Annotated in this window: 17 protein-coding genes; 8 read left to right on the top strand and 9 right to left on the bottom strand. The window is 73.3% G+C overall.

Features of this window, described 5'->3' with window-relative positions; genetic code table 11:
- From KME75_RS25010 to KME75_RS25000, 3 genes are all read left to right on the top strand, one after another.
- The coding region (locus tag KME75_RS25010; RefSeq protein ID WP_219417324.1) for a right-handed parallel beta-helix repeat-containing protein at positions 1–1,789 on the top strand (1,789 nt) is incomplete at its 5' end.
- Positions 1,786–2,826, top strand: coding sequence for a NosD domain-containing protein (locus tag KME75_RS25005; RefSeq protein WP_219417323.1), 1,041 nt, complete (start codon positions 1,786–1,788; stop codon positions 2,824–2,826). The genes KME75_RS25010 and KME75_RS25005, both read left to right, overlap by 4 nt.
- A gap of 33 nt (positions 2,827–2,859) precedes the next feature.
- Positions 2,860–4,164, top strand: a complete 1,305-nt coding sequence (locus KME75_RS25000; protein ID WP_219417322.1) for a UDP-glucose dehydrogenase family protein — start codon at positions 2,860–2,862, stop codon at positions 4,162–4,164.
- Between the two features lie 44 nt (positions 4,165–4,208).
- Here the strand turns inward: KME75_RS25000 and KME75_RS24995 are convergent, their stop codons facing one another.
- Positions 4,209–4,622 (bottom strand): GtrA family protein, encoded by a 414-nt coding sequence (locus KME75_RS24995; RefSeq protein ID WP_308283051.1) that lies wholly within the window; start codon positions 4,620–4,622, stop codon positions 4,209–4,211.
- Between the two features lie 163 nt (positions 4,623–4,785).
- Between KME75_RS24995 and KME75_RS24990 the strand changes: the two genes are divergently transcribed.
- Positions 4,786–6,480 (top strand): DUF885 domain-containing protein, encoded by a 1,695-nt coding sequence (locus tag KME75_RS24990; RefSeq protein ID WP_308283050.1) that lies wholly within the window; start codon positions 4,786–4,788, stop codon positions 6,478–6,480.
- A 226-nt stretch (positions 6,481–6,706) separates the two neighbouring features.
- Here the strand turns inward: KME75_RS24990 and KME75_RS24985 are convergent, their stop codons facing one another.
- Together KME75_RS24985 and KME75_RS24980 are read right to left on the bottom strand one after the other, a co-directional pair.
- Positions 6,707–7,306: a DUF1707 SHOCT-like domain-containing protein gene (locus tag KME75_RS24985; protein ID WP_308283049.1), complete on the bottom strand. Its 600-nt coding sequence runs from the start codon at positions 7,304–7,306 to the stop codon at positions 6,707–6,709.
- An 85-nt stretch (positions 7,307–7,391) separates the two neighbouring features.
- Positions 7,392–7,817 carry an uL11 family ribosomal protein gene (locus tag KME75_RS24980; RefSeq protein WP_219417320.1) on the bottom strand — a complete coding sequence of 142 codons (426 nt, stop codon included), beginning with the start codon at positions 7,815–7,817 and terminating at the stop codon, positions 7,392–7,394.
- Between the two features lie 71 nt (positions 7,818–7,888).
- Here KME75_RS24980 and dprE1 point away from each other — a divergent pair, with 71 nt between their 5' ends.
- Positions 7,889–9,250: a decaprenylphosphoryl-beta-D-ribose oxidase gene (gene dprE1 / locus KME75_RS24975; RefSeq protein WP_219417319.1), complete on the top strand. Its 1,362-nt coding sequence runs from the start codon at positions 7,889–7,891 to the stop codon at positions 9,248–9,250.
- A complete protein-coding gene (gene dprE2, locus KME75_RS24970) occupies positions 9,247–10,002 on the top strand; it encodes a decaprenylphospho-beta-D-erythro-pentofuranosid-2-ulose 2-reductase (RefSeq protein ID WP_219417318.1) in 756 nt (251 codons plus the stop codon). Before dprE1 ends, dprE2 begins: the two co-directional genes overlap by 4 nt.
- Positions 10,003–10,066: 64 nt before the next feature.
- Here dprE2 and KME75_RS24965 read toward each other — a convergent pair whose 3' ends face one another.
- Both KME75_RS24965 and KME75_RS24960 read right to left on the bottom strand, forming a co-directional pair.
- On the bottom strand, positions 10,067–11,530 hold the full coding sequence (locus KME75_RS24965; protein ID WP_219417317.1) for an acyltransferase family protein: 1,464 nt from the start codon (positions 11,528–11,530) through the stop codon (positions 10,067–10,069).
- A gap of 161 nt (positions 11,531–11,691) precedes the next feature.
- Entirely contained in the window at positions 11,692–12,336 is a 645-nt protein-coding gene (locus KME75_RS24960) for a nitroreductase family protein (protein ID WP_219417316.1), read from the bottom strand.
- A 44-nt stretch (positions 12,337–12,380) separates the two neighbouring features.
- Here KME75_RS24960 and KME75_RS24955 point away from each other — a divergent pair, with 44 nt between their 5' ends.
- The gene (locus KME75_RS24955; RefSeq protein ID WP_219417315.1) at positions 12,381–15,530 is read left to right on the top strand and encodes an arabinosyltransferase domain-containing protein; all 3,150 of its coding nucleotides are present in this window, start codon (positions 12,381–12,383) and stop codon (positions 15,528–15,530) included.
- A gap of 18 nt (positions 15,531–15,548) precedes the next feature.
- Here the strand turns inward: KME75_RS24955 and KME75_RS24950 are convergent, their stop codons facing one another.
- From KME75_RS24950 to KME75_RS24935, 4 genes are all read right to left on the bottom strand, one after another.
- Positions 15,549–16,286 carry a class I SAM-dependent methyltransferase gene (locus KME75_RS24950; RefSeq protein ID WP_219417314.1) on the bottom strand — a complete coding sequence of 246 codons (738 nt, stop codon included), beginning with the start codon at positions 16,284–16,286 and terminating at the stop codon, positions 15,549–15,551.
- Entirely contained in the window at positions 16,283–17,446 is a 1,164-nt protein-coding gene (locus tag KME75_RS46095; protein ID WP_308283048.1) for a glycosyltransferase family 4 protein, read from the bottom strand. Before KME75_RS46095 ends, KME75_RS24950 begins: the two co-directional genes overlap by 4 nt.
- On the bottom strand, positions 17,436–18,662 hold the full coding sequence (locus KME75_RS24940; RefSeq protein WP_219417313.1) for a lipopolysaccharide biosynthesis protein: 1,227 nt from the start codon (positions 18,660–18,662) through the stop codon (positions 17,436–17,438). The genes KME75_RS46095 and KME75_RS24940 overlap by 11 nt, the downstream gene beginning before the upstream one ends.
- Positions 18,663–18,808: 146 nt before the next feature.
- Positions 18,809–19,528: a class I SAM-dependent methyltransferase gene (locus tag KME75_RS24935; protein WP_219417312.1), complete on the bottom strand. Its 720-nt coding sequence runs from the start codon at positions 19,526–19,528 to the stop codon at positions 18,809–18,811.
- A 93-nt stretch (positions 19,529–19,621) separates the two neighbouring features.
- Here KME75_RS24935 and KME75_RS24930 point away from each other — a divergent pair, with 93 nt between their 5' ends.
- Positions 19,622–22,915, top strand: a complete 3,294-nt coding sequence (locus KME75_RS24930; protein ID WP_219417311.1) for an arabinosyltransferase domain-containing protein — start codon at positions 19,622–19,624, stop codon at positions 22,913–22,915.
- The last annotated feature ends 137 nt before the right edge of the window (positions 22,916–23,052 follow it).

Genomic DNA, 23,052 nt, shown 5'->3' with positions numbered 1-23,052 from the left:
CCAGACCGGGGTGGCCGGCAGGCTCCTCGCGGCGGCCGGCGACCCGACGGACGCCGCGCCTGCGCTCCCGCCATCCCCCGAGGTGCTGCCCGCGGCGACCGCAGCCGAGCAGCAGCAGGCACTGCTGGTCGAGGCCGAGGACGAAAGGCTGCTGTCGATCGTCACCGAGCCGCCACCGCCGACCCCGCGCGAGGTGGGGGCCGAGGGTGCGGTTCCCACCGTGGTGCTCACCGCCCGCCCCGAGCCCTACGACCTCGGCTCGTTGGAGCGGCTGGGGGCGGCGGAGCGCCTTCCCGACGGGAGCTGGCTGCTGAGCCGCTCGGTGGTCGTCATGGACGGGGCACAACTGCGGATCCAGGAGCCCGGCGGCACCCTTCGCCTGGCCAGTGGCCCCGGCGGCTTCACCTCGGTCATCGCGTTCAAGGGGATGCTGACGCTCTCGGGCGGGCCGGACGCCCCGCTGACCGTCACGAGCTGGAATCCCGAGGCCGGCACGGCCGACACCGAGATCGTCGACGGCCGCGCCTACATCCGCGCGGCAGCGGGCGCGCGGATGGAGCTGTCCCAGCTCGCCGTCACCGATCTCGGGTTCTGGAGCGGCCGCACCGGCGGTCTGGCATGGACCGGCAGCTCCAGCCGTACGGCCGGTGGTTCGGCCGCTGCGACCACCGTCCAACGCAGCCATTTCGGGATGTTCCTCAGCAGCGCCGCCGATGTGACCGTCACCGACACCACCCTGCGCGACAACGCCGTGGACGGCCTCCTGCTGCACCGGGAGACGACGGGCTTCGTCGGTGAGCGCGTCACGAGCACCGGCAACGGGCGCCACGGGGTGGCAGTGAGCCCCAGTGCCGAGCGCGTGACCCTCACCGAGGTCACCGCGGCAGGCAATGCGGTCAACGGCATCCGGATCGACGGTTCGCCGCTGGCCGACGGGCCCACGGCGGGCGGCGCGAGCACCGCCCGCGGCGCGGGCTACACGGTGGAGCGCTCGACCGTCAGGGACAACGCCGAGGAAGGCATCGTCGCCGTCGAGACCGGCGAGCTCGTGCTGCGCAGCAACACCGTCGGCGGGAACCGCGACGGCATCGTGCTGCGCGGGCCGGCCGCCGCTCCCGTCGTCACTGACAACAGCGTGGACGCTGCCGAGTTCGGCATCGCGGTGCGCGACGGTGTCCGCGACGCCGACGTCAGCGGGAACCGCGTCGGGACCGCGGTGATAGCCATCCAGGTCGCCGACGCGTCGGCCCGCGTGGAGCGGAACGAGGTCGCCGCCGCGACCCGCTACGGGGTCTCGCTCGTCGGCGAGGTGACCGGGTCATCCGTGGTCGACAATGCCCTGGCCGGCCGCGGCCTGGCCGCAGTGGACCTCAACCGCGTCGGGCTGACCGCCACCGTCCTGGTCAACGGCAACGACGAGACCGGCTGGACGGTGGACGTCGACGACGTGCAGTACTGGATGAACTACGTCGCCGACCATCCCCTGGTGCTGCTCTGGCTGCTCATCCTCGTGCCGCCCATCGCCATCCGCCTGTGGACGACACGGCGCCACCGGGGTGACGGCGAGCTCCAGCACCCGTATCGCGACGTGGCGCTGGGCCCGGCGGTGGGCAGCGACTCCACGGCGACCCAGATGATCCCCACGGTGCGGCGAGCACGGGCGCAGGCACGGCCGGCTTCCCCCGCCGGAGCTGCCCCGGGTGATCCGCCCGTCGCGCCTGCCGATCGGACGGTCGCGCTTCCGGTTACGCGGGTCACCGTGGTGTCCCGGAAGGGAGCTCGCCGATGAACCCGGTCCGGCACGGCCGGCGCCGAGTGGGCGGCAGTGGCGCATGCCTCCTCGCGGCGGTCCTGGTCGCGCTCGCCTCCTGCAGCTCCGGTGTGCAGGAGCCGGCCCCGCCACCAGCCGGGTCGCCGGCGCAGCCCGTCGGCGCGACCGTGTGCGCCCACGAGCCGACCGTCGAGGTCAGCGACGGCTACCAACTGGTCGAGGCGCTCGCCGGTGCCGAACCCGGCACCGTCATCGGCATGGCCCCCGGGACGTACTCCGGGAACTTCGTCGCCACCGCGCAAGGGACGGCGGAGCGCCCCATCGCCCTCTGCGGGACCCGCGACGCCGTGCTCGACGGCGGGGAGGTCGACGGCGACTACGCGCTGCACCTCGACGGCGCCACGCACTGGCAGCTGATCGGCTTCACGGTGAGCGGCGGGCAGAAGGGCGTGATGGTCGACCGCGGGAGCGGAATCCTCATCGAGGGCCTGCTCGTGGAGGGCACCGGGGACGAGGCCGTCCATCTGCGGCAGCACAGCAGCGACAACGTGGTGCGCGGCAACACCATCCGCCGCACCGGGCTGCGCAAGGAGAAGTTCGGCGAGGGCATCTACATCGGCAGCGCCGAGAGCAACTGGTGCGATCAGACCAACTGCGAGCCCGACCGCAGTGATCGCAACGTCATCGAGGGAAACACCATCTCGGAGACGACGTCCGAGTCGGTGGACATCAAGGAGGGCACCACCGGCGGGGTCCTGCGCAACAACAGGTTCTCCGGGGCCGGGATGACCGGAGCCGACTCCTGGGTGGACGTCAAGGGGAACAACTGGACCATCGTCGGAAACGTCGGCGTCGACGCCCCGGAGGACGGGTTCCAGGTCCACGAGATCCTCGACGGCTGGGGCCTACACAACACCTTTGCCGACAACACCGCCACCGTCAACGCCGACGGTTACGCCATCAACATCACCAAGAATCGCGAGCGCAACGAGGTCGCCTGCAGCAACACGGTCAGCGGAGCGGGCAAAGGGCTCAGCACCGTTGACTGCCGCTGACTCCGCTCGTCGCGTCTGACGGAAGGAATTGCCGTGTTCGCACGTCGCATCGCTGTGATCGGCACCGGCTACGTCGGCCTCACGACCGGAGCCTGTCTGGCATCCCTCGGCCACCACGTGGTGTGCGCCGACATCGACCCCGCCAAGATCGACCGGCTCAAGCGCGGCGAGGTGGACATCCTCGAGCCGGGCCTGCCCGAGCTCGTCATGGAGGGACAGGCCGCTGGCCGGCTCGAGTTCGTGCTCGGTGCCCGGAACGGGATCGTCCAGCCCGATGCTCCCCCCGTGGAGGTCGTGTTCCTCTGTGTGCCGACGCCGATGGGCGAGGGTGGTGCCGCCGACCTCGCGGCGGTCCAGACGGTCGTGAACGAGGTTCGCCACCTGCTGCCGAGTGGCTGCGTGGTGGTCAACAAGTCCACGGTCCCGGTCGGCACCGCCGAGGCCACCCGCAAGATGCTCGGCCGCCGCGACATCTCGGTGGTGAGCAACCCGGAGTTCCTGCGCGAGGGAAGCGCCGTGCACGATTTCCTCAACCCCGACCGCATCGTGGTCGGCAGCGACGCACAGGACGCCGCCGAGCGGGTCGCTGCGCTGTACTCGAAGCTCGGCGCGCCCACTCAGCTCACCGATGCCGCCAGCGCCGAGATGGTCAAGTACGCGGCGAACTGCTTCCTCGCCATGAAACTGTCCTATGTCAACGCGCTGGCGGACCTGTGCGAGCGGCTCGGCGCGGACGTCATCGAGGTCACCGAGGGCATGGGCTACGACCGCCGGATCGGGCAGACCTTCCTGTCGCCGGGCCCCGGCTGGGGTGGCTCGTGCTTCCCCAAGGACACCCACGCCCTGCTGCAGATCGCCGAGGCGGCCGGGATGGACTTCGACCTCGTCGCCGGGAGCCTGCGCACCAACGTGACCACCCGCGCGCGGGTGGTGGACAAGGTGCGCACCGCCGTGGGCGGCTCGCTCGCCGGAAAGCGGGTCGGTCTGCTCGGCCTGGCGTTCAAGGCAGGCACCGATGACCTGCGCGACTCGCCGGCGCTGGCCGTCGCCGAACTGCTGCGCGCCGAGGGCGCCGAGCTCGTCGGGCACGACCCCGCCTGCGCGAAGGGCGTCCCCGGGGTCACCGACGGGATCGCGGTGACCGACGATCCGATCGACGTTGCGAAGGACACCGAGGCCTTGGTGGTGCTCACCGAATGGCCCCAGTTCCGGAGCCTGGACTGGGCGGCACTCGGCGGCGTCGCGAAGTCCCCGGTCGTGATCGACACCCGTAACCTGCTCGACCCGGACGTGCTGCGCCGGGCCGGGTTCGCCTGGATCGGCTTCGGCCGCAGCTGAACCGCGCCCGGGTCGCTGCCGTTGCGGCGGCGGCCCGGGCTGCCTCACCTCCGGAAGACGACGGTCCTCAGCATCACGAAGTTGATCGCCGTGGCCGTGCCCTGGGCGATGACCCAGGCCAGACTCACCCGGAACGCCATCTGCGGGAGCACGGCGAGCATCAGCGCGTTCATGCCGATGTTGATCACGAACGTGGTGCCGTAGAGCAGCACGAAGCCCGCGAACCGCCCGCGCCCGCCCTCGCTCGCGGCGAACGTGAAGCGCCGGTTGAGCACGTACGCGGTGGTAGTGCCGAGGATGAAGCTGATCGCCTTGGCGGCGTGCACCCACACGTCCAGCGCGAGCAGCCCGTGGTAGGCGCCGAAGTCGACGAGCGCCGACAGCGCCCCGATCGCGACGAACCGGCTCAGCTGCGCCACCAGGCCGAGCCGAGCCGGGGCGGGGTGGGTCGCGGTCACGACGAACAGGGTATCGGCCGAGCAGGACGCGCCACTGGGGAGGCGCTCCAGGAGGCGCGGCGCACCCCGTCCCGGCCGGTGCCCCCGTCGCCGGGGCGCGTGGGCGGAGACGGGCGCGCCCCCGCGGATGCGCCGCCCTGGAGTCGGGAGGCAGGATCGCGGCGTGACGACCGAGACCGATGCCGCCGCCCCCACCGGGGTGCGCGCCCTCGCCGACGACTACGTCCGGCGCCTCGCCGACCTCGACCCCCGGGTCGCGACCTCGCTGGGCACCCATCCCGGCGACGACCGGGTTCCCGACCTCTCCCCCGAGGGCCAGCGCGCCCTCGACGACCTGGCCCGCGACACCCTGGCCGCCCTGTCCGGCGCCGCCGTCGCCGATGACGACGACCGCCGCTGTGCGCGCCTGTTGCGTGAGCGCCTCGAGGCGCACCTGGCCGTCAGCGACGCCGACGAGCACCTGCGGACGATGCGCAACATCTTCGGCCCGCACCAGCAGGTACGGCAGCTGTTCGAACTGATGCCGACGGTCACGCCGGAGGACTGGGCCGTCGTGGCCCGCCGGATGGCCAAGGTTCCGCAGGCCTACGACGGCTACCTCGCCACGCTCGGGGAGGGCTCCCGGCGCGGCCTGTACGCCGCTCCGCGGCAGGTGGAGACGGTCGTCGCGCAGCTCGACGACTGGCTCGGCACCGACGGCGGCTCGTGGTTCCACGCGTTCGTCGCGAAGGCGCCGGACGGGACCGCACCCGCCGTCCGCACCGAGCTCGCCGAGGCGGCTGACGCGGCCGCAGCGGCCGTCGCGGGGCTGCGCGAGCAGCTCGCCGGCGAGTACCTGCCCGCGGCCCAGGGCACGCCGGACGCGGTCGGCGCCGACCGGTACCGGCTCGGGGCCCGCATGAGCACCGGGTCGGACCTCGATCTCGCCGAGGCCTACCTCTGGGGCTGGGAGGAGTTCCGGCGGCTCGACGAGGAGATGCGCCGCGAGGCCCACGCCGTGCTCCCGGGAGCCGACCCCGTCACGGCGATGCGTCACCTCGACGAGAAGGGCGACGCCGTCGAGGCCGTCGAGGAGGTGCGCGCCTGGCTGCAGCAGATGATGGACAGCGCGATCGCCGAGCTCGACGGCACGCACTTCGGCATCGCGACGCCGGTGCGCACCGTGGAGGCGATGATCGCGCCCGCCGGCAGCGCCGCGGCCCCGTACTACACGCGCCCGTCGCTGGACTTCGCCCGCCCGGGCCGCACCTGGCTGCCGACGCTGGGCGAGACCCGGTTCCCCCTCTGGGGCCTGATCAGCACCTGGTACCACGAGGGCGTGCCGGGCCACCACCTGCAGCTCGCGCAGTGGGCGTACCTCGCCGACCGGCTCTCGACTTACCAGACCTCGCTCGGGTCGGTCTCCGGCAACACCGAGGGCTGGGCGCTGTACTCCGAGCGGCTCATGGACGAACTCGGCTACCTGACGCTGCCAGGAGCACGGTTGGGTTACCTCGACGCGCAGCAGATGCGCGCGATCCGCGTCGTGATCGACATCGGCATGCACCTGGGCCTGGAGGTGCCCGCGGACTCGCCGCTGCACGCCGGGCAGAAGTGGACGCCGGAGATCGCCCGTGAGTTCTTCGGGGCGCACTCCGGGCGGCCGGGCCCGTTCCTCGACAGCGAGATCGTGCGCTACCTCGGCTGGCCCGGTCAGGCCATCAGCTACAAGCTCGGGGAGCGGGCCTGGCTGGCCGGGCGCGACGCCGCGAAGGCGGCCCGTGGCGCGGACTTCGACCTGAAGTCCTGGCACGCCGCAGCCCTGTCGCTGGGGAGCCTCGGCCTGGACGACCTGACCGACGAGCTCGCCCGCCTGTAGCCCGCGAGTCGGCACCAACTGGCGCGCGTCGGCACGAAGTGGCGCGCGAGTCGGCACCAACTGGCGCGCGAGTCGGCACAAAGCGGCGGGCGAGTCGGCACGAAGTGGCGGGCGGATGTGCCGGACCGGGCGCTGCCGGCCGCGGCCCGCTCACCGGGATGTGCCGACTCGGACGCCAGGACGTGCCGACTCGCCCGCCGATCCGTGCCGACTCGCGGGGGACGGATCAGAAGTTGCGGCCGGCGAAGCGGTAGCGCCGACGCACCGTGACCGACCCCATCCCGGCCCGGCCGTGCACCACGAAGTGGGGCACGCCGGGCCGCTGGAGCGACGGCACGCTGCTCTTGACGGTGCCCATGCTGGCCACCACGTTGTCGACGTTCGCCGTCGCCTGGTCCGGCACGAGGAGTCGCGCCGAGCCCGCACCCAGGTCGACCTCGATGTCGACGATCTGGTGCGGGATCGTGGTGTCGCAGAAGTCGAGGATCACCGAGCCCATTGCGCTCTGCAGGCGCAGCCGGGGCGGCACGTCCCACTGGCCGCTGCGCCGGATCGTCGACATCCCGGCGCGCAGCACCACGGGCGGCGCGTCGGGGCGGGCGAGGGCGGCCGCCGGTGTGCCCGCCACCTCGGCGCCGGGCAGGTCGGCCAGCGGGGGGCGCAGGTCGGCCTCGTACCGGGCGGCGTAGACGACGGTGAGCCGCTCCTCCAGCTCGGACACCGTGATCCGGCCCTCGGCGAGGGCCTGGTGCAGGCGGGCCGCTGCCCGCTCGCGGTCGGCGTCGGAGATCCGGATGCCCGGGGGGTCCGGCGGCTGCGTGCTCACGCCCGTGAGCGTAGTAGGGAACCGCCGAGTGGCAGGAAAGCCACGTTGCTGCCACTCAACGACAGGAACGTGGCTTTCCTGCCGTTCACTGCCCTGCCACGGTCACCCCCATCGACCGGGCCGTTCCCGCGATCGTGCGCATCGCGGCCTCGACGTCGGCGGTGTTGAGGTCGGGCAGTTTCCGGACGGCGATCGCGCGGAGCGCCTCCCTGGTGAGGGTGCTCCCCGGGTCGTGCCCCGGCCGGGCGGAGCCCTTCGCGTTCAGTGCCCGCTTGATGAGGAAGGACGTCGGTGGGGTCCTGAGCTCGAGGGTGACCGACCGGTCGTCGAACACGGTGACGACCGCGGGGACGACGTCGCCGCGCTGCGGCGCACTCAGCTCGTCGTAGCGGCGCTTGACCTCGATCAGTGCGACGCCGGTCTGGCCGAGCATCTTGCCGAGCTCGGCGACCGGGGTGTTCCCCGCCGTGAGCTGCAACGTCACCTTGTGGATAGCTCTTCTCGGTGGCATGCGGACCAGCGTCGGAGCTCCAGCCGGTGGAGACTCAAACGCGAATCCGGAGGGGGCGTAGCCTGTCGCGGATGTCCGAGACGGCGAGCTTGCGCGGTTGGGGACGTACCGCGCCCACCATCGCGCGCGTGGTGGTCCCCCGGTCCGTGGACGATGTGACCGCCGCCGTCGCGGCGGCCGGCCCGCGGGGGATCATCGCCCGCGGTCTGGGGCGTTCCTACGGGGATCCCGCGCAGAACGCCGGCGGCACGGTGCTCGACATGACCGGCCTCGCCACCGTGCACTCGATCGACGCCGACACGGGCGTGGCGATCGTCGACGGCGGGGTCAGCCTCGACACGCTGATGCGCCGCGCGCTGCCGTTCGGGCTGTGGGTCCCGGTGCTGCCGGGCACCCGGCAGGTCACGATCGGCGGGGCGATCGGCGCTGACGTCCACGGCAAGAACCACCACAGCAAGGGCAGCTTCGGCAGCCACGTCCTCTCCCTGGACCTGGTCACCGCCGACGGCGCGCTGCGCACCCTCACCCCGGACGGCCCGGACGCCGATCTGTTCTGGGCCACCGTCGGCGGCATGGGCCTCACCGGCGTGATCGTGCGCGCGACGATCCAGCTGCACCGCACGGAGTCGGCGTACTTCGTGGTCGACACCGACCGCACGACCGATCTCGACGAGCTGATGGGTCTGCTCACCGACGGCTCCGACGACACCTACGGCTACTCGGCCGCGTGGTTCGACACCACCACAACGGGCGCGCAGCTCGGCCGCGCGGTGCTCACCCGCGGCTCGCTGGCCACGCTCGACGAGCTGCCGCCGAAGCTGCGCCGGGACCCGCTGAGGTTCGAGGCCCCGCAGCTGCTGTCGTTCCCCGACGTCTTCCCCAACGGCCTGGCCAACCGGCTCACGCTGCGCGCGTTCAGCGAGCTCTGGTACCGCAAGGCGCCGAAGCGCCAGCGCGGGTCGATCCAGAACATCACGGCCTTCTACCAGGTGCTGGACCTGTTCGGGGACTGGAACCGCGTCTACGGCTCGCGCGGGTTCCTGCAGTACCAGTTCCTCGTGCCGTTCGGCGAGGAGGCGACGTTCCGCCGGATCGTCGAGAAGATCGCGCAGTCGCCGCACGCGTCCGGACTGAACGTGCTCAAGCGGTTCGGGCAGGGCAACGCGGCGCCGCTGTCGTTCCCGCAGCCGGGTTGGACGATCACGGTGGACTTCCCGGTGAGCCGCGGCCTGCACCGCTTCTGCGACAAGCTCGACGAGCTGGTCCTCGGGGCCGGTGGGCGGCTGTACCTGGCCAAGGAGTCGCGCACCAGCGCGGAGACCTTCCGGCGCGGCTACCCGCGCTTCGAGGAGTGGCGCAAGGTGCGCGATGCCGTCGACCCCGACGGCGTGTTCACGTCCGACATGGCCCGACGGCTGGAGTTGACGAAGTGATCGATGCGCTGGGCAACCCGCAGTCCGTGCTGCTGATGGGCGGCACCTCGGAGATCGGCCTGGCCGTCGTCGAGGCGTTCGCGTCGGACCGGCCGCTGCGCGTGGTGCTGGCCGCCCGCCCGTCGGAGCGGCTGGACGCGGCGAAGGCGCGCCTGGAGACGCTGGGCTGCGCCGTCGAGACCGTGCCGTTCGACGCGAAGGCGCCCGAGACGCACGCCGACGTGGTGCAGAAGGCGTTCGCCGGCGGGGACATCGACGTCGCCGTGGTGGCGTTCGGGCTGCTCGGCGACAACGAGCAGGCGTGGACCGACGTCTCCGCCGCCGTCGAGCTGGCCCAGGTCAACTACACCGCGGCCGTCTCGGTGGGCGTGGCGCTCGCGGAGAAGATGCGGGCGCAGGGTCACGGCTCGATCGTCGCGTTCTCCTCCGTGGCGGGCGAGCGGGCCCGCCGGTCGAACTTCGTCTACGGCTCCACGAAGGCCGGCATGGACGCCTTCTACATCGGCCTGACGGAGGCGTTGCGGCCGTCCGGGGTGGGCGTCGCGGTCGTGCGGCCGGGGTTCGTGCACACGAGGATGACCGCCGGGATGCCGGCCGCCCCGCTGTCCACCACCCCGGAGGCCGTGGCCGCCGTCGCGGTGGACGCGGTGCGCAACCGCCGCGAGCTGGTGTGGGCTCCCGGGCCGCTGCGCCTGGTGATGAGCGTGCTGCGACACCTGCCGCGCGCGGTGTTCCGCCGCCTGCCGGTCTGATCCACCGGGAGCTGCCGGGCGCGAACGTTCGGCAGGGCGGCCGCACCGAGGTATGGCTCCGGTGTCAGTTCCCCGCGTGCAGGTAGCCGCCGCGGACGTACTCCGCCCGCTCGTAGGCGGCCCACATCTCGGCCCGGTGCGCCGGACGGCGGCGCTGAGCGTTGATCAGGGCGGCGGCCAGCGTCGCCGGCCGGAACGGGGACGCGGCGTGCCGCGGCAGCGGCGCAGGCGCGCTGGTGTCGGCCGCCGCGAGGTCGGCAAGCGCCTGCCGCTGCGCGGCGAACCGCGCCACCGTGGGCGGGACGGTCGCCGCGGGCACGCGGCGCGGGCGCAGGCGGGCGACGAGTGCCCGGAGGGCCGCCACCGGGGCCATGGCGCGCATCCGGCTGCGGGCCGGCTCCTCCACCCAGCGGTAGGCGACGGCGGCCACGACCAGGGTCGACAGCACAACCAGCACGCCGACGACGTGCGCGAGGAGCGACTCCAGGCGCAGCCACGCGAACCGGCGCAGCGCCAGCCAGTACACCTCGAAGATCGGGATGTGCACCAGGTAGAGGCTGTAGGAGATGCGCCCGCCGTACACGGCCCACGGGGCCGACAGCACCATCGCCGGGCCGCGGTCGGCCAGCGCCAGCGCGGCGACGAGCAGCGGGAACAGCACGATCACGGCACCGCCGCGGCCGGGCGCCACCAGCTCACCGAGCAGCAGCCCGGCCGCGATCAGCACCGGCACGGCCACGGCGAGCCAGGAGGCCGTCCGCCGCACCCCGCCGGTGCTGCGCAGCCTGCGCACCGCCAGGTACATCAGCACACCGCCGCCGAAGCCGCACAGGATCCGGACCAGCCAGCTCCACGGGTAGTACGGGCTGCCGGTGCTCAGGTACGCCCACGCGATGGGCGTCATCAGCGCGAGCGCGGCCGCGCCCAGCACGGCGATCGGGAGGTTGCGCAGCCGGAAGAAGACGAGCGCGGCCACCGGGAACAGCAGGTAGGCGAGCCACTCGGCGCTGATCGACCAGGTGGGGCCCACCCAGGAGGCACCGTCGAGGAAGGGGTCGTCCCACAGCTGCACCAGGAACAGCTGCTGGACGTACTGCCCGGCGTCGACGCCCGGCTGCACGGCCTGGAACGCGATCTCCGGGTCGGACCCGAACACCAGGCGCGCCACGAGCCAGAGCCCGAACAGGTGGAACACCAGCGCGTACACCGGCCACATCCGGCAGACGCGCGCCCACAGGAAGCGGGCGGTGGCGCCCGCGCGGAACGCGGGCCCGAGCTGGTCGAGGTAGGTGTGGGCGATGACGAACCCGCTCAGGACGAAGAACAGGTCGACGCCGAGGGCGCCGGAGGTGATCAGCGGTCCCAGTACGCCGACGGCCTCCGCGACCCCGGGCAGCGGCGTGAAGTGGAAGTGGAACAGGACGACCCACACTGCGGCGACGATCCGCAGCCCGGTCAGGCCCCGGAATTCCCCGGAGGTCGCGGCTTGATGACCGGATGGAGTGGTCCGTGCGCGCAGTGCCGTCACGCTGGGGCCAACGATTGCTCCGACAACAGCGGTGCGAGTGACACCCGGAACGTACCGGGATGGCCTCTGTCGTCACGGCACGCTCATGGGTGCTTCGGCCGATCGGGTGGGCGGGACGGGGGTACCGGCGGGTCCGCGCCCCCGTCCCCGGCCACGTTCCGCTACCAGCGGTCCAGGTGCAGCACGGTCTCGAGCGGCTCCCGGGGTGCGGGCTTGAACGTCTCGCCGGTGAAGTACGCGGTGGGCAGCAGCACGCCCTGCCGCACCTGCGGCGGGATCCCGAGGAGCTCGTTGATCTCCTTCTCGTAGCGCAGGTGCAACGTCGTCCACGCGCTGCCGAGCCCGCGGGCACGGGCGGCGAGCTGGAAGCTCCACGCCGCCGGGAGCAGCGAGCCCCACAGCCCGGCCTGGTTGCCGGCGGGCAGCTCCTCGCCCGCCGTGATGCAGGCGATGACGAGCACCGGCACCCGGCCCATCACCGCGGCGAGGTGGTCGGCCGACCCCGCCACCCGCGCCTGGGTGGCCTGCCGCTCCGCGCTGCCGGTGGCCGCCCGGCCGGCGTAGCCCGCGGAGCTGCGGTACTCCGCGAACGACTGGCGGTAGTACTCGCCGATCTGCTCCCGCAGCTGCGGGTCGGTGACGACCATCCAGTGCCAGCCCTGCTGGTTGCTGCCCGAGGGCGCCTGCAGGGCCACCTCGAGGCACTCGCGGATCAGCTCGATCGGGACCGGCCGCTCCAGGTCGAGGCGCTTGCGCACGGAGCGAGTGGTGGTGAGCAGCTCGTCGGGGCCGAGAGGAAGGGTCATGGCCCGATCATGCCTTGGCCACCGGCGGCCTACGCTGTTCCGACATGTCGACGACCGACGAGGTGACTGTCGTGCCCCGCCGATCGGTGTCTCCCGCTCCGCGGCCTCCGCGCTCCCGTACCGCCACGGCCCTGGGCTTCATTGCGGCCGTGCTGGCGATCGCGTTCCCGTTCATGCCGGTGCAGCAGGACACCGCCGAGCTGCACTGGCCCGGCGCGGCACGCGGGACCGACCCGGTGACCGCTCCGCTCGTCGCGCTTCGCCCGCTGGAGCTGACCGCGGACGTCGCCTGTACAGCGCTGCGCGACCTCGACGCGCGCATCGGACCGCCCGCGGTCGTCCTGTCCACGACTTCCCCTGCTGCTCCGGCCGGCCCGGCAGTCGGCCTCACCGTCACCGTCGCGGACGGCCGGCTCGCCCTCGTGAACCGGGGTGTCGAGCTCGCGGTGGTCCCGCTGGCCGCAGGTGCGTGCGACCTGGGGATCACGTCCACCGCCACCCGGACCGAGGTGCGGCTGGGCGGCAATGTCGTCGCCGCGGCCGACAGCGACATCCGGCCGCAGGTCGTCAGCCTGTACTCCGACCTCGACGACGACCGTGACGACCTGGCGGACACAGCGGTGCGGATCCGGGTCGACAACCGGTTCGACAGCACCGTCTCCGTCCTGAAGGGGGTCGTCGGAGCAGCCGCGGTGCTCGCACTGCTCTGCTGCCTGCTGGCGCTGAACCGGACGGACGCTGTCTACGGCAGGCTGCCGGCAAAGGCACGCTGCGCTCGCCGCCGGGACGTGGCGCGCGATGCCATTGTGGCGGCTGTACTCGTCGTGTGGACGGGCGTGGGGGCCATGACCGCCGACGACGGCTACATACTCACGATGGTTCGGGCCGCCGAGTCCGCGGGCTGGGTCGGCAACTACTACCGCTGGTTCGACGTGCCGGAGGCACCGTTCGGCTGGTTCTACGAGCTGTACGGGTTGTGGGTGCAGCTCGGCGAGGCCGTGCTGTGGCTGCGCCTGCCCGCGCTCGTCATGGCCCTCGCGAGCTGGTGGCTGCTCAGCCGGCATCTGCTCCCCCGGCTCGGCACGGGTGTGCGGCGCAGCCGGGCGGCGGGATGGGCGGCTGCCGCGCTCTTCCTGTGTTTCTGGCTGCCGTTCGGCAACGGGCTACGTCCGGAGCCCGTGGTGGTGCTGGGGGCCCTGCTGGCGACGTGCGGCCTGGAGCACGGGCTGGCCACGCGCAGGCTGACGCCGATCGCGCTCGGCCTCGTCGCTGCGGCGCACGCCGTCGCCGCGACCCCGACCGGGCTGCTCGCCGCCGCCCCGTTCCTCGCCGGTCTCCGGCCGCTGCTGCGGCTGCTGCGGGCCCGTGCGGCAGCGACCGGCTGGACACCGACGCTGGCCCCGCTCGCCGGAGCCGGCGTGATCGTGCTGGTGGCCGTCTTCGCCGACCAGACGTGGGCGACCGTGGCCGAGGCGACCCGGGTTCGCACCGAGATCGGGCCCTACGTCCCGTGGTACGGGGAGCTGTACCGCTACTCCCTGCTGTTCAGCCCGAGCCCGGACGGATCGCTGGTGAGGCGGTTCCCCGTGCTGGTGCTCGTCCTGTGCGCGGCGGTGGCCGCGGTCGTGCTCGCCCGTCGCGGGCGGATCCCCGGGGTGGCCTCCGGTCCCGCCCGCCGCGTCCTGGGCAGCGTCGTGCTCGGGTTCGGCGTCCTCGCCCTCACCCCGACCAAGTGGACCCACCACTTCGGTGCCTTCGCCGGACTGGGTGCCGCGGTCGCGGCGCTGGCCGTCGTCGCCACGGGCACGGCCGTGCTCCGGGCCCGGCGCAACCGGCTGCTGGCGGGCTCGGCCCTGCTCGGCGTGTCCGCCTTCGCGTTCACCGCGACGAACAGCTGGTGGTACGTCTCGAACTGGGGCGTGCCGTGGTTCGACCGGCCACCGGGCATCGGGGGCGTCACCGCGTCATCGGCGTTCCTGGCCGGGGCGGGTGTGCTGCTGGTCCTCGCGGTCGTCGAGCACGTACGCGCACCGATCCGTGCCGGCGGGAGGCAGGCCCGTGCGATCAGGGGAACCGCACTGTCCGGAGGAACGCTCGCCGTGCTCTGCGGGATGGTCGTGCTCCTGGAGGTCACCTCGCAGGTCAAGGCCGTGCAGAAGCAGGCGGGGAGCTACTCGCTGGCCGCGGATGCACTCGGCGATCCTGCAGGTTGTGGCCTGTCGGCCCACGTGCGCATCGAGACCGACCCTGCCGCGGGAACGCTCTCGCCGGTGCCCGGGGAGCCCCCCGTGCTCGACGGGTTCGTGGAGGGCGCGGTGCCCGCGTCCGGCCCGGGTTCCGCCGAGGACGTCACGGGCACCGGTGCCGTCGATCCCGCCGTCTCCGCCTCCGGCCCTGGCGTCGGACCGGTGCTGAGCAGCTACCGTCCTGATGGCGGCACCGGCGGACTGGTGACCGGCTGGTACGCGCTGCCGGCGGCCGCTCTGCGCGACGCCCCACTCGTCATCGGGGTGGCCGGGCAGATCGGGGGCGGCACGTCGGTGGCGATCGAGCTGGGCCGGACGACCGGCGGTGGTGTGGACGTCCTCGATCGGCTGGGCATCACCGCTGGCGCGACGATCACCGCTGCTGCGGACCCGACGGGCACCGCCGCATCCGGGCGCGGTTGGCGCGACGTCCGCTTCGACCTGCGCGACCGCTCCGAGACCGACGTGGTGCGGGTGGTGGCTTCCGACGACGTCGTCGTCCCGACCGGCTGGGTGGCCGTCACCCCGCCCCGCGTGCCGCGGCTGACCCCGCTGCTCGACCTCGTCGGCACCGCCCCCGGATACCTCGACTGGCCCGTCGCGCTCCCGCATCCCTGCCTGCGCCCGTTCGACATCACCGACGGCATCGCCGAACTGCCTCGCTATCGGGTGCTCGCCGACCCGCAGCAGCGCGGCGTCGGCGAGGACTGGTCGGCGGCGGCATCGGCCGGCCCACTGGCGTGGCTCACCGTCGTCGCCGAGCAGCGCGTCGTCCCGACCTACCTCGACGGCGAGTGGGGCCGCGACTGGGGGCAGCTGCGGCTGATCGAGCCGTATGTCCGCGCGGCGTCACCGGACCTGCGCATCGCCGCGGAGCTGGTGTGGGGCTGGAGCGAGGCGGCACCGATCGGGGAGCCGCCCGCGGGGACTGCTGTGGGCGGCCGGTGAGGGGAGCAGCCTCGGAGGCTAACGCTCCGACTTCTCGATCACGAATACGCCCGACTCGCCCGCGCCGGGTCGCAGGAACAGCCGTCCGGCCAGAAACTGCACTAGCGATGGGACAGCGTGCTGCAGTGCGTCGAGCAATTTTGGAAGCTTGCTGTAGGGCACGTTCCACAGACCATCGCTGCCCTCCCGCACCAGCCTGAACCCAGCATCGGCAAGGAACGCGCGCCACTCGGCGTGCGACTTGAGGTTGATGTGTGTGGGGTCCAGGTAGCCGGTCCAACTTTCCCCTGCAAGCGCCCGTGCGCGCCCGGCTGGGTCCGGCACGACCACGAGCGCCCGCCCGCCCGGAACGAGCACCCGCTTCCAGCAGGCCAGCACCTCGGTGACGGTCGCATCGTCGATGTGCTCGAGCACGTGAATCGCGGTGAGGCCGCGGAACGTTGCGTCCGGGATCTCGTCGAGCGCGGTATACACGACGCAGCCGGGGGCAGTGCCACGAGCCATCGCTGCCGAGTACGGGGATATCTCGAAGCCCGCAGCCCGATCGTGCTCGCCGAGCCTGCGCAGCAGGTGCCCCGTGCCGCAGCCGAAGTCGAGGTAGGGCCCGGGGCCGACGTACCGGCGCACCATCCGCACGTACCAGCGCAGGGCCGGGCGGTCGCCCGCCTGCCCGTTGCCGTCGTAGTAGTCGGCGTCGTAGTGGTCCGGCTCGCCCCGGACCGGGTCGAACTCAACGCGGTCGGGCTCCGTCGTCATTTCGCGCTCCCCTGGTGGTGGACGGCCTTGTCGAGCAGGACTTCGTAGCCGTCGAGCACGGCCGCGACCGAGAACGCCTCGTGGGCGCGCGCCGCACCGGCCTCGCGATCCGGCGGGTCGGCTTGCATCGCCTGCAGGGCGCGCGTGATCGCGCCGGCGTCGGCGTGCGGGACGACGCGGCCGAAGCCGGTCTGCGCCACCGGCTGGCGAACCCCGGGGATGTCGCTCGACAGCACCGGGACGCCCGCGAGCATCGCGACGGCCTGCACGATCCCGAACGCCTCGAAGGCGTTGACCGAGGGCAGCGTGAAAACGTCGAGCGAGGCGTAGAAGTCCCCGATCCGCTCCTCCGGCACGAAGCCCATGAGCCGGATCCGGTCGTCGTCTCCGATCGCCGCGCGCACCTGTTCAATCGCGCTGCCGCCGGCGACGTGGGTGAAGTCGCCGCCGATGAGCAACCGCGCGTCCGGGTCGGGCAGCGCCCGGAAACCGCGGACGAGGTACTCCAGGCCCTTCTCGCGCACGATCCGGCCGAGGAAGCCGACGTGCAGCCCGTCGGTCTCCCGATAGGTGGGCCTGCCGGGCGGGGACGGCGGGCACGGCGGGGGCACCACCGCCATCGAGGGCTCGATGGCGGACCACATCCGGCTGTGCCGCGCGTAGTCCTCGCTGGTGACGGCGACCACCGCGGACCGCCTCATGGCCGCGCGGTTCGAGGCGTCGACCACCAGCCGCTGCGCGGTGTTGACCAGGCCGGGCGGCAGCGTCACGTCGCAGTGGTAGGTGGACACCAGCGGCGTGTGCATACCGGCCGCGATCGCGCCCGCCTCGAGCATTGGCAGCTGCAGGGCGCCGACCTTCGCGCGCTCGATCGTGGCCCGCGCCAGCCGCACGAACTCCGGGCTGACCACGCCGCGGCCGAGCCGCAGCAGCACCGGGGCCCGCAGCACGCGCACCCCGTTGATCTCCTCCTTCAGCGGGAGGGACGGGTCGAACCGGCTGGTCACCACCATGACGCGCCGACCGCGGGCAGCGAGACCCTCGGCGATGTCGCGGGCCATGTTCGTGAGGCCTGAGACGTAGGGCGCGTAGTAGGTGAGGGCGACGACGAGATCATCACCGCCGCGGCAGACGTCGGGACGGGGGGCTTCAGACGACACTCTGCAACTCTCGCTCCTGTCGTTGGGTGAGCACCAGCACGGTGCCCACCAGCCATCCGACCACCGAGCCGAGCAGGAACGCGAGCTCGGCACGTAGCAACAGGTCGGGGACCACGGCCAGCACCACGGCGGCCACCACCAGCCCCGACAGCCAGCTCCACGCGACCAGCCGGTGCCGCACGGAGGCGACCAGCACCTGGGTCACGAGCACCAGCCCGATGTAGGCGGCGACGCCCACCGCGAGCAGCGCCACGTGGCCGCCGGGGAGGACGTACTCCGCACCGAAGATCAGCCCGACCAGCCACGGCCCGGCGAGGTAGCCCAGCACGAGCGCGGCGACGGCGAGGCCCACCAGCCCCAGCGACAGCAGCCGCACCACCCGCACTAGCGCCACCCGGTTACCGGTGTGCAGTGCCCCGGTGAACATCGGCAGCAGCGCGGTCTGCAGCGGCACCACGAGGAACAGCGGCACCCGGCTGAGGGTGAACACCGCGAGGAGCTGCCCGGCCCGGGTGGTATCGGCCGCGCTCTCGGCGAGCACCGGCACCAGCACCGGGGGGCCGTTGAGCAGCAGCTGCGCGCACAGGGAGCCGAGCAGCAGCGGCGCGACGGCAGACCAAACCGCGCGCGGCCCGAGCCACCCGGCCGCGGGGTCCGGCTCGGTGGCGGCGCGCGTGCGGCGGCGCAGCAGCGACAGCAGCTGCGGGGCGTGCGCCAGGCCGATGGCACCGACCAAGGTCCAGGCGAAGGCAGGGCTGCCGGGATCAATGACGAACGCGGCCACGAGCGCGGCGAGCACCACGCGGAGCCCGGAGTCGAAGAACATGATCGCGGCGTGCCGGCCCATGCGGTCCATTCCGATGAGGGCGCCGCGCACGACGAACTGGCCGGCCGAGACCAGGGCGAGCACACCCATCGCCACCACCGTCACGGCGTGCCCGCCGAACGCCTCGGACAGCAGCGGCCACCCCAGCGCGATCACCGCAAGCTGGGCGACGGCCATGGCGGCCGCGGTCAGCAGCGCGGCCTTGAGCACACCGAGCGGGCGCCCCGGGGTCTGCAGCAGCCGCGCGGTCTCCTGCTCGATGGACAGGAACATCCCGAAGCCCGCGACCTGGGCGAGCGACCAGAACGCCCCGAAGTAGGCGTACTCGGCGGCGGGCAGGCTCCGCGCGACGATCGCCAGGTACCCGTTGATGAGCAGCCCGGATGCCACGATGCCCAGGCCGACGAGCCCGAGCGATCGCGTTCGCGAGCCGGGGGTGCCAGCCAGGACTCAGACCTCCAGGGACGATCTCTCCAGACCCTGCAATTATGCAGTCGCCGCCCGCTACCGGCCGGGGCGGGCTCGTCAGCCGCGCACTACGCCTTCCCGTGCACCACGTACAGATGGCTGCGCCACCGCGGGCCGGCGCTCGCGTCCTCCTCGATCGAGACTGTGACCCCGCCGCACTCCGCCACCAGCCGCGTGACGGCGGCCGCGGGCGTGGCGTGCATCTGCATGCCGCGGCGGAGCCGGTTCAGCACCGGCGCCGGGAGCAGCGCCACCGCGCGGCCCGCCGGGCCGGACGCGGGCTCGGCGGGCAGCTGGAAGACCACCAACCCGCCGGGAGTGACCACCCGCAGGAACTCGCGGACGTAGCCGTGGGCCAACTCGGCGGGCATGTGCTGCAACACCCGGCAGCTGTAGACGAGGTCGACGGTGCCGGTGGCCACCGCCTCCAGGTTCGGGCCGGGGTTGTGGAGAAACTCGCAACGGGCGTCATCGACGAGCGTCCGCGCGGTGGCCAGCATCGTCGGCGAGACGTCCACGCCCAGGACGCGGGCGAACCCGGCGTGCGCGAGCGCCGCGCTCAGCCGCCCGGGCCCGCAGCCGAAGTCCAGCGCCGTTCCGAGGGTCGGGGTGAGGCCCCGCCGGTCCAGCAGGGCGAGCACGTCGGCGATCTCCGCGCGGCCGGTGGCGAGGAAGTCGGCGGACTCCCAGCGGCCGCCCCGGCCGCGGTCGGTGAGCGCTGCCCACAGGGGATCGGTCTCCCCGAGCTCGGTCCAACGTCCCGCCACTTCCGTCAACCTGCTGGTCATGCGGGACCGTAACGCCCCGAAGTCGCCCTTAGGCGGAACGTGGCCAGCGAGCCCCTGCACGTCCGTGTGGTCCTGCTGGAAGCATGGGCGACCGTGACTGACGTGTCCCAGGCCGTCCGCGACGACGCCGAGCTGCCCCCGGGCGACGACGCCGACCGTGCCGGGGGCAATGGCTCGGCCTCGGGCGAGCCGACAGGAGGCGGCCCCGCAGGGGGTAGCTCCGCGCGGGGTGGCGGCCCCCGGCGCCGGGGCGTGGCCCTGCTCGCCGGCCTCGCCGCGCTGGTGGCCGTGGTCTGTGCCGGGCTGCTGCCGTTCGCGCCCGTCTCGGTCAACGAACCCACGGTGAGCTGGCCGCGCGACCCGGCACGTCCGGAGTCGACGCTGCTGAACCTCACCGCGTACCGCCCCCTCGCGATAGACGTACGGTTCACCTGCGACGCCGCCCGGCTCGCGGAGCCCGCGGGCGGGGTGGTCGTGTCGACGACGCTGCCGGAGTCGCCGCTCCCGCTCGGGCTGCGCGCCACGGTGGCGGGCGGGGTCCTGGAGATCCGCGCGCAAGGCGAGGTGCTGCTGACCGAGCCGCTCGGGCCCGGCCCGTGCGAGTACCGGATCAGCGGCGAGAGCCGGGGCCTGCCCACGCTGCTCGCGAAGCCGACCGACCCCAACGACCCCGCCCAGCCCGACCCGGCTGACTTCGCCGCGCCGGACAACGCCGAGCTGGTGGTCACCCGCGACGGCGCCGAGCTCCTGCGCGCACCGCTGCAGCAGCTCCCGGACGTCGATGTGCTCGCCACGTCGCTGACGACCCTGCCCACCCCGGGTGGCCTTGCGGTGTCACTGCGGGTGGACGACGAGTTCACCAGCAGCCCGACCCCGCTGAAGGCCCTGCTGATCGGGATGGTGCTCGCGGGGCTCGTGGCCACGGCCGTGCTGCTCGGGCTGCTCGACCGCGGCGTCGCGAGCGCGGCCCGGCGACTGCGCCCCGGCCTGCCCCGGGTGGTCGACGTCGTCATCCCGGCGGCGGTGGTGTTCTGGATGTTCGTGGCCCCGGCCACGGACGACGACGGCTACTACGCGGCGATGGCGCGCAACTCGGCCCTGTCGGGCGAGGTCGGCAACTACTACCAGCTCTACGACCAGAACTTCACGCCCTTCACCTGGTTCTACCAGGCGCTGGGCTGGTGGCAGCAGCTCGCCGGGGACGCCCCAGTGATGCAGCGGATCCCGGCCGCGGTGTTCGGCGTGCTCACCTGGCTGGTGCTGCGCCGGTTCGCGGCCGTGGCGGTCGCCGAGTGGACGCGGGTCGAGCCGGAGCAGGCCGGGTGGGCACAGCGCAACCCGCGCACCGTGGCCGCCGTGACCCACGCCGTGCTGGCCGTCGTGTTCCTGTCCTGGTGGATCCCGCAGGACATGGGGGTGCGCCCGGAGACCGTCGTGGCGCTGTGCGGTGCCGCGGCGATGCTCGCCGTGCTCACCGCGGCGCGCTCCCGCCGCCTCGTCCTCGCCTGGCTGGCTTTCGCGCTGGCCGGGATCGGGTTCGCCGCCCACCCCACCGGCTTCACGCTGTTCGCCCCGCTGCTCGCCGGGCTCCCGCTGCTCGTGCCGCTGGTGCGCGTGCCGGGCGACGTCACCGCGACGGCGGTGCGGACCGTCGCCGTGCTGTCCGGCGGCATGGTGGCCCCGCTCGTGGCCTTCGCCGACGGGGCGCTGCGCGACTTCGTCCGTGGCCAGACGCTGTTCCTCGCCATCCAGGCGCAGGAGAGCTGGACCAGCGAGTTCCAGCGCTGGGCCTGGCTGCTCAGCCAGATCCCGATGGGCAACTTCGCCAAGCGCGCCGCCGTGCTGCTGTGCGTGGCGTCGCTCGTCTGGTTCGCGGTGCTGGCGGTTGCCGCGCGGATGCGGACGGTGCCGCTGCCGACGCCGCTGTGGCTGGCCGGCTCCACCACCGCGCTCGCCGTCGCCTCACTGTGGATCACCCCGTCGAAGTGGACGCACCACTTCGGCGCGGTGGCGGGAGTCGGTTCGGCCTTCCTCGCGCTGTTCCTGGTGACGGCCGTGCCGCTGACCCGCCGGGTGCTGCGCGGGTCGCCGCTGCCGGTCGGCGTGCTCGCCGCCGCGGCGGTCTCGGCCGTGGTGCTGATCTCGCTGGCCTGGCACGGCCCCAACCAGTGGCCCTACGCCTGGTTCGGCGGCACCCGCCGCCCGAATCTGCCTCCCGCGGTGAAGGGCGTCGACCTCAACAGCCTGCCCCTGTGGGTGCTGCTGCTCGCGGTCACCGCCGCTGCGCTGGTGCTGCTGGCCCGCAGGCGCGGCGGGGGTCGCGGCCCGGACCTGCGCCTGCAGCTGCTGCGGGCCGTGCCGGTGGTGATGGTGCTGTCACTCGCGGCGACCACCACCTACGTGGTCGGCACGTTCGGGGCGGCGGCGGTGCAGGGCGTGCCGCGCGAGGCGGTGTGGGGCACGGCCCTCGCCGACCCCACCGCGCAGGAGTGCGCCGCGGCCGGCGTCGTGCAGGTGCTCGACCCGGGCACCGCGCAGCCGCTGCCCGTCGCCGCGGGCCTGCCCGCCCCGCCGCCCGCCACCGGCTTCGTCCCGGACGGCTACGCCGTGGGCCAGCAGCCACAGGGCAACGCCACCGACCGGGCGTGGGGCAGCCTCGTCGCGTTCGACGGCAACAGCGCCGAGCGCAGCACCGGGGAGATGACCACCCAGTGGTTCGCGCTCCCGCCCGCCCTCCCCGACGGCGCGGCGGTCACCGTGCTGGCCGCCGGGACGCTGGGCGACGGCAACTCGCTCAGCGCCGTCTACGGCAGCCGCACCGGGAGCGGGGTCACCCCGCTCGCCGCGCCGGAGCCGCTCACCGACAGCGCCCGCAGCGCCGCGTGGCGGACCTTCCGGCTGGACCCGCCGCCCGGCGCCGACGTGGTGCGGCTCGAGGCAGTCGACGTCACCGGCGCCATCCACGGCTGGCTGGGGTTCACCGCGCCCGCGGTGCAGCGCCCGGTCACCCTGGAGCAGCTCATCCCCGACGCCGCGCCGGTGGCGCTCGCGTGGCCGCTCGCGTTCGCCTACCCCTGTCAGCGGCAGCCGCGGATCGTCGACGGCATCACCGAGCCGCCCGCCTACGCCGTGCTGTGGGGCGACAGGGCCTTGTCCGGGCTGAACGACGGCGCCTGGCAGCCGTTCCGCGGCGGGGCGTTCGGCCAGGTGCCGCGCAGCCAGTCGGTGCAGCAGCTGGCCGTCGTCCCGGGCGTCGACCCCTACATCGAGGTGTACGTGCTGGGCACCGACCTGGCGCGGGCCGCCTACACCGTCACCGAGACCCGCCGGACGGTCGGCGGCGCCTCGACGGCGACGGACACCGGACCGGGGACAGGGGAGGAGTAGCCCGTCACTCCCACTAGAGCGTGTCCCTTGGATCATGGGACGGGGTCGCGGAGCCAGATCCTGATCGAGGCGACGTCGATGGTTCCGCGGAACATGTAGTCGCGCTTGTCGTAGCGGGTGGCGACCGCGCGGTGGCC

It is taken from the genome of Pseudonocardia nigra (assembly GCF_019396355.1).
GTDB lineage: Bacteria > Actinomycetota > Actinomycetes > Mycobacteriales > Pseudonocardiaceae > Pseudonocardia > Pseudonocardia nigra.
This window is presented reverse-complemented; position numbering and strand designations above follow the sequence as displayed.